This is a genomic window from Vibrio penaeicida (genome assembly GCF_002933855.1).
Taxonomy (GTDB): Bacteria; Pseudomonadota; Gammaproteobacteria; order Enterobacterales; family Vibrionaceae; genus Vibrio; species Vibrio penaeicida_A.
In genome coordinates this window covers 798-1,309 of sequence record NZ_BFAQ01000099.1, presented here as the reverse complement: position 1 = coordinate 1,309, position 512 = coordinate 798, and the positions used below count along the sequence as shown (strand labels likewise).

The window sequence follows — 512 nt, the reverse complement described above, 5'->3', positions numbered from 1 at the left end:
GCAAAAATGCCAAGCGTTGTGAATCCCTCTTAAATTGCTTGTTATGTGTTTGAACTTAAAGGGATCTCCATTTCAACCAACCCTTTGACTTCAGATGTTCTAACGAAGCCCTTAGACTCATATAGGCTGATTGCTGGGTTTTCACTAAACACACGCAAAACTAACTTAGTGGATTGTCTTTTAAGCGCATGTCTAACAACTAGTTCGAGACACTTTGCCCCAATTCCTCTGCCCTGAAACTCAGGCAAAATTTGAAAGTCCCTCAAGAAGGTAGTATCGCCACTATAGCTAAAACGAAGAACACCAACACGAGCTTGGTCTAGATGGACTTCGTAATTATCTAATTCTTCCCAACTAGTTAGAAACTGCTTGTGATCCCAGATTATCCCGCGAGTTTGATAGTAACTTGCCATATTTGACTTGGTTAAAGATTCTGCGAATAAGGAGTCACTACCTACTTTTAGCTGTACTTCCATGCATTTTCCTCTGGTTACACATAACACCCGCTTAAG

Annotated in this window: 1 protein-coding gene; it reads right to left on the bottom strand. The window is 40.8% G+C overall.

What is annotated here, in order from left to right; translation table 11 throughout:
• Positions 1-41 precede the first annotated feature (41 nt).
• A complete protein-coding gene (locus tag VPNCDNU1_RS28640) occupies positions 42-476 on the bottom strand; it encodes a GNAT family N-acetyltransferase (RefSeq protein WP_104403528.1) in 435 nt (144 codons plus the stop codon).
• Between the last annotated feature and the right edge of the window lie 36 nt (positions 477-512).

Coding starts and splice junctions, on each gene's coding strand:
- VPNCDNU1_RS28640 (WP_104403528.1), bottom strand. CDS start 476: ATGGAAGTACAGCTAAAAGTAGGTAGTGACTCCTTATTCGCAGAATCT.